Annotated in this window: 6 protein-coding genes; 5 read left to right on the top strand and 1 reads right to left on the bottom strand. The window is 66.3% G+C overall.

Annotated features, from left to right (window positions below):
• The first annotated feature begins 78 nt into the window (after positions 1-78).
• The 5 genes from JMF90_RS22285 to JMF90_RS22265 are packed head-to-tail and all read left to right on the top strand — an operon-like array spanning position 79 to position 4,987.
• Entirely contained in the window at positions 79-828 is a 750-nt protein-coding gene (locus tag JMF90_RS22285) for an FkbM family methyltransferase (protein ID WP_077179839.1), read from the top strand.
• Positions 829-1,827: a phosphotransferase enzyme family protein gene (locus tag JMF90_RS22280; protein ID WP_125380632.1), complete on the top strand. Its 999-nt coding sequence runs from the start codon at positions 829-831 to the stop codon at positions 1,825-1,827.
• Between the two features lies 1 nt (position 1,828).
• Complete coding sequence (locus JMF90_RS22275; RefSeq protein ID WP_125380633.1) at positions 1,829-2,707, top strand: radical SAM protein; 879 nt, start codon at positions 1,829-1,831, stop codon at positions 2,705-2,707.
• Positions 2,704-3,771: an asparagine synthase-related protein gene (locus tag JMF90_RS22270; protein WP_125380634.1), complete on the top strand. Its 1,068-nt coding sequence runs from the start codon at positions 2,704-2,706 to the stop codon at positions 3,769-3,771. The genes JMF90_RS22275 and JMF90_RS22270 overlap by 4 nt, the downstream gene beginning before the upstream one ends.
• 7 nt (positions 3,772-3,778) lie before the next feature.
• Positions 3,779-4,987, top strand: coding sequence for a glycosyltransferase (locus JMF90_RS22265; RefSeq protein WP_125380635.1), 1,209 nt, complete (start codon positions 3,779-3,781; stop codon positions 4,985-4,987).
• Here the strand turns inward: JMF90_RS22265 and JMF90_RS22260 are convergent.
• The coding region (locus JMF90_RS22260) for a CmcI family methyltransferase (RefSeq protein ID WP_201325437.1) at positions 4,944-5,436 on the bottom strand (493 nt) is incomplete at its 5' end. The two genes, JMF90_RS22265 and JMF90_RS22260, sit on opposite strands and share 44 nt — an antisense overlap.

The following is a 5,436-nucleotide window of genomic DNA, read 5'->3' as shown; positions in this document are numbered from 1 at the left end:
CCTCTGCTCAATCGACTTCAGGTAAATTACCGACCGAACACCCCCATCATTCCCCATTTCGCCCCGGAGCTGCCTTCGATGCAGGATCATCCTCTCCCGCTCGACCTGTCCGGCCTTGCGCCCAGCCTGTACGCGCAGGGCACCGAGGAGGGCATCCTGTCGCGCCTGATGGAGCGGATCGCGCCGACCAACCGCTTCTGCGTCGATATCGGCGCGAGCGACGGCCTGCGCAACAGCAATACGGCACGGCTGCTGCGCGAACAGGATTGGGCCGGCGTACTGGTGGAAGGCAGCGCATACCGGTTCGGCAAGCTCGCCGCGCACTACGCTGGCGTGGCGCGTGTCCGCCTGCACCACGATCGCGTCCAGCCCGACACGGTCGACCCACTGCTCGTCGACGCGAACGTACCGACCGACTTCGACCTGCTGTCGATCGACATCGACGGTAACGATTACTGGGTATGGCGCGGCCTGCAAGCGTTCCAGCCGCGCATCGTCGTGATCGAATACAACCCGTACTACACGCCGCCCGAGCGCTGGGTCATGTGCTTCAATCCGGACCACGAATGGGACGGCTCGACTTATTACGGCGCGAGCCTCGAATCGCTCGTGCATCTTGCCAGGCAGAAGGGCTATGAGCTCGTTTGCTGCGACGACATGGGCAACAATGCGTTCTTCGTGCGACGCGATCTGTACCCGCTGCTCGGCATCGCGAACAACGATCCGTCGGTGTTGTTCCGACCGGCGATGTACAAGCTGCGCTACGTCGGACACAACACGTTCCTGACTGGTCATCCGTATCGGCACGGGCCGGCCGAGCACATCTGAATGAATTCGCTCGCCGTCACCTTCGACGAGATTCGCGACGCCTACGAGCTCGGTTGTGGCGGGCTGCCGACGCAAGTGAGCGAACGGGTGTGGCATCTGCCGACCAGCAGCGGCGCGGGCGTGGCGGTCAAACTCTATGCACTCGAACACCGTGCGCGCGCAGTCAAGGAAACCGCCGTCCTCGCGCATCTGAAAACGCACGGCGATACGCGCGTCCATGTGCAGACGCTGAAGCGCACGCGATCCGGCGCATCGCTGTGGTCAGGACAAAATTCTCACGCGATGCTGACGCGCTGGGAAGCCGGGCAATTCAAAACCTACGATAGGTTCTCGCCAACCGAATGGGATGCGCTCGGCGCGAGTCTGGCCGCGTTGCACCTGAGCCTCGAACAATTGCATTTGCCGTCGGTCGATACGATCCGCGCGCGGCTGACGTCGATCGATGCGGACGCGGTACGCCGCAGCCTGCTGGGTGCACTCAATCGAGCGGATGCGAACGTCACCGGTGCCGCGAATCTGCGCCGCTACGTCGATCTCGCGCTGCGTATGCTCGACCGCTACTATCCGGGCAGCATCGATGCGTTTCCCGCCGACGATCCGCAGCACCCGATCCACAACGACTACAACCAGTTCAACTATCTGTTCACGGGTACGCTGCCGCCGCTGATCCTCGACTGGGAAGCGTCGATCGGCGCACCGCGCGAATACGAGCTAGTGCGCTGCCTGAATCATTTGCCGCTGGAAGCACCGCACCTCGCGCAAGCGTTCGTGCATGCGTACCAGCGGGTGCGGCCCGTGAATCCGGCGTACATCGCGTGGGCGGTCGATGCCGCCTGCTTGCAACACGCGCTCAAGCTCTGGATCGTGCAGGGCTGGCTCGACGATCCATCGCGCTTCGCATCGCATCTGAACGGTGCGGTGACGATGGCGTCGGCGATGGTGAACGCGCGTGACCGTCTAGTAGATTTCTTTTCCCGCTGCATGGAAACAGGAAGTTGATGTGAGTGCGAATCCGAACGAGATCCCGAATCCGCCGCCGCCCGGCGAGCGGCAGCACGTGTTTCCGCCGCCGCTGGATCGCGATTACCGCGTCGAGGACGGGCGTATCCAGACGCGCTCGCTGGAAGCGCATATCGTCGATCACTGCAATCTGACCTGCGCGGAATGCTGCTCGCTGTCACCGCTGTTGCCCGAGTGGCATGCGAGCCCCGAATCGATCGAAGCCGATCTGCGCAAGGCCGCGAAAGTGTTGCGCCCGCGCATGTTCAAGCTGGTCGGCGGCGAGCCGTTGCTGCATCCGGCGCTCGTTGAAATGATCGAGCGCGTACGCGCGACCGGCATCGCGCCCGTGATCTCGGTCACGACGAACGGCCTGAAACTCGCCGAGATGCCCGACGCGTTCTGGCAAGCGGTGGATGCGCTGACGATCTCGCGCTATCCGAAGCCGGCGCTTTCCGCCGACCTGGTCGCGCATGTCGAGCGCCAGGCGGCGCGCTTCGACGTGCGTCTGAACTGGAAGGTGCAGGACGTGTTCACGACGATGAACCGCGCCCAGCCCGGCACGGATCGCGACGAAGCCCGGCGCCTGTATCACGATTGCTGGATTCGCGAGCGCTGCCATATGATTCGCGACGGCATGTTCTACACGTGCACGCGTCCCGCGCATTTCCATACGCTGTACAAGGGCGACAAGGATTTTCAGGCCGACGGCCTGCCGCTGCGCGACGACGCGGGCATGCTCGACGCGATGCTCGCCTATCTGCAACGCGAGACGCCGCTCGAAGCGTGCCTGCATTGCCAGGGCGGCAGCGCGCCGGTGGCGCCCCATCGCATCCTCAAACGCATTGAAGTGGACACCTTGAAGGCTCGTTATCCATGATCGTCGGTACGCGCGACCCGTTCGGTTTCGATCGTCTGCACTACCATCCGCGCAGCGGCGTGTCGGCGTCCGGTATCCGCGCGGTATTGCGGGCGTCGGGGCAACCGGCCGGCGCGCCGGACACGGCCGCCATCGCGGGCTATCTGAGCGGCGAGCGTCTGGTCGGGCGCACCGTGCTGCGCGACGTGCTCGCGGTGCCGCCCGGCCACGCACTGAGCCGGTCGCCGCAAGGACTGACGGCGCAACCGGCGCCCGAGCGGCCGCAGCAAGCCGATCTCGACACCGTACTGCGCGTGTCGCTGAAACGTGCGCTCGACAGCGGCAAGCGCGTCGCGCTGGCGCTGAGCGGTGGGCTCGATTCGGCGCTGCTGCTTGCGTTGTTGCGCGAGCTCGGCGCATTGCGGCACGTGACCGCCTACATTCTCGCGACCGACATGCCCGACTACTGCGAACTCGACGCGGCGCTCGAACTTGCCACGCAGATGCAGGCGAACGTGAAGATCGTGCGCGCAAACGAGGCCGATTTCATCGCGTCGCTGCCGAGAACGACGTACGCGGTCGAGGAACCGATGTTCAACCTGCATCCGGTCGCGAAGCTGCTGCTGGCCGACGCGATGGCGGCGGACGGCGTCGAAGTGGCGATTACCGGCGACGGCGCGGATCAGGTATTGCGCCGCGACGTATCGGCCAACTATCTGCCGCTGTGCCACGCGTTGTTCGACGAGGCGTCGGTCGAGCTGCATCCGCCGTTCGTGGATGCGGCCGTCGTCGCGCATCTGACCAGCCTCGCGCCCGACCCGAACAAGCAGTGCCTGCGCGAGCTCGGTGCGCGCCTGAACCTGCCGGAGCGTCTCGTGCACGGCCCCAAGCGCGGCCGGCTCGCGCCGGCGATGGATCTCGCGACGCTGCTCGATCGCGACCGCACGCATGCACTGGCCGACGCGCTCGGCCTCGCTGCGCCGACGCTGCAGGCGGATACCGAACGCGTGCTGTGGACGACGCTGACGCTGCTTCTCGACCATCTCGATCGCCTTCATTCCGATGCCGCGCATCGCCCAACCTGAGCCGTTCATGAAACGCATCCTGTTCTGCGTGGTGCCCGAGAAGGGCCACGTCAATCCGTGCATCGGCCCGGCCCAGCATCTGCGCGCCGCCGGCTGCGACGTCGCGTTCTATGCGCCGGCCGACATCAGCGAACAGCTCGACGGCGCCGGCGACTTCGCGTTCGTCGGGCCGCGCGAGACGCCCGAGCGCCACGACCTGTCGCGCGGCGCGAGTTTCGCCGCGAACATTCGCGACGCCGACTGGCTGCGGCACTGGATCCGCACGTTGCTGATCGACCTCGCGCCCGCGCAGGTGGACGGCATCCGAGCAGTGCTGCGCGACTGGCGGCCCGACGTGGTCGTGATCGACCCGCTGCTCTATGCCGCGGCGATCGCGGCCGAGCTGGAAGGGCTGCCGTGGGTTTCGATGTCCAATTCGCTGAATCCGGTGCTGCCGGACGATCTCGATTCGGAACTGCTGCGCACGGTGCGCTGGCTCGAACCGGAACGTACGCGGCTGTTCGCGCGCTACGGCCTCGACGCGCGCTTTCGCGGTTGCGACGTGCTGTCGCCGCACCTGACGCTCGCGTTCACGACCGACGCGCTGGTGGGCGCGCCGCCGCCCGGTGTCGAACTGGTCGGCCCGGCGATGCCGTCGGGCCCGCGCGGTGACGAGACGGCGTTCCCGTGGGAACGCGTCGACGCGGATCGCCCGCTCGTCTACATGTCGCTCGGCAGCCAGCTTTACTACCACCCGGAGGTGTTCGCGAAGGTGATCGACGCGACGCGCGCGACCCCGGCGCAATTGGTGCTGTCGGTGGGCGAACTGGTCGATTCGGATCTGCTGCCGACCGGCGACGAACGCGTGCTCGCGGTGCGTTACGCGCCGCAACTGGCGTTGCTGCGGCGCACGCACGCGTTCGTCAGCCACGGCGGCGCGAATTCGTTGATGGAGTCGCTCGCGTGCGGCGTGCCGATGCTGCTGTCGCCGTTCTGCAACGACCAGTTCCATTCGGCGCATTTCGTCGAGCGGGCCGGCGCGGGTTGCGTGCTCGATCTGCAGCAGGCCGGCGTTACGGACATTACGGATGCGCTCGAACGCCTGTTACGCGCCGGACCGTTGCGCGAGCAGGCGGCACGGATTCGCGACAGCTATGCCGCGTGCGATGGCTCCGCGCAAGCCGCGCGCCTGATCAGCGCACTCGCTTCAGGAAGCCGCCTGGCGACAGCGTCATGAGCACGCGGTCCTCGATGTCGTGGTCGATTTCGAAGCGGTCGTCGCGGGCGAGAAATTCACGGGCGGCCGTGGCAGGATTGTTGCCGCGGCCGTACGGCTTGCCGTCGAACATCGATTCGGGCAGGTACTCCATGATGGTGTCCATCACGATCGCGTAGCTGCCGGGCGTCACGAACGGCGCATAGCATTCGAGCTCGCGCAGCACGTGCGCGTGCGTATGCGTGAGATCGAGGATCGCCATCACGCGTGCGTCGTCGTCGATCTGCGCGCGCACCGATGCGAGCGTGTCGGCCGCGCACGATTCGCCTTCGATCAGCACCATGCGATGGGCGAGCCGGTGCGATTGCAGGCGCTGGCGGACCTCGTCGCGCAGGTGCGGCTCGATCGCGACGACGCGGCCCGGGGTACCGGCCAGATCGAGCATCGACGCGGTGAACACCACGCCGCCG

The sequence above is a fragment of the Burkholderia sp. E168m23 genome, from assembly GCF_016586125.1.
Taxonomy (GTDB): Bacteria; Pseudomonadota; Gammaproteobacteria; order Burkholderiales; family Burkholderiaceae; genus Burkholderia; species Burkholderia orbicola.
Note: the sequence above shows the minus strand (reverse complement) of the source record. Positions and strands in the feature narration are given on the sequence as shown.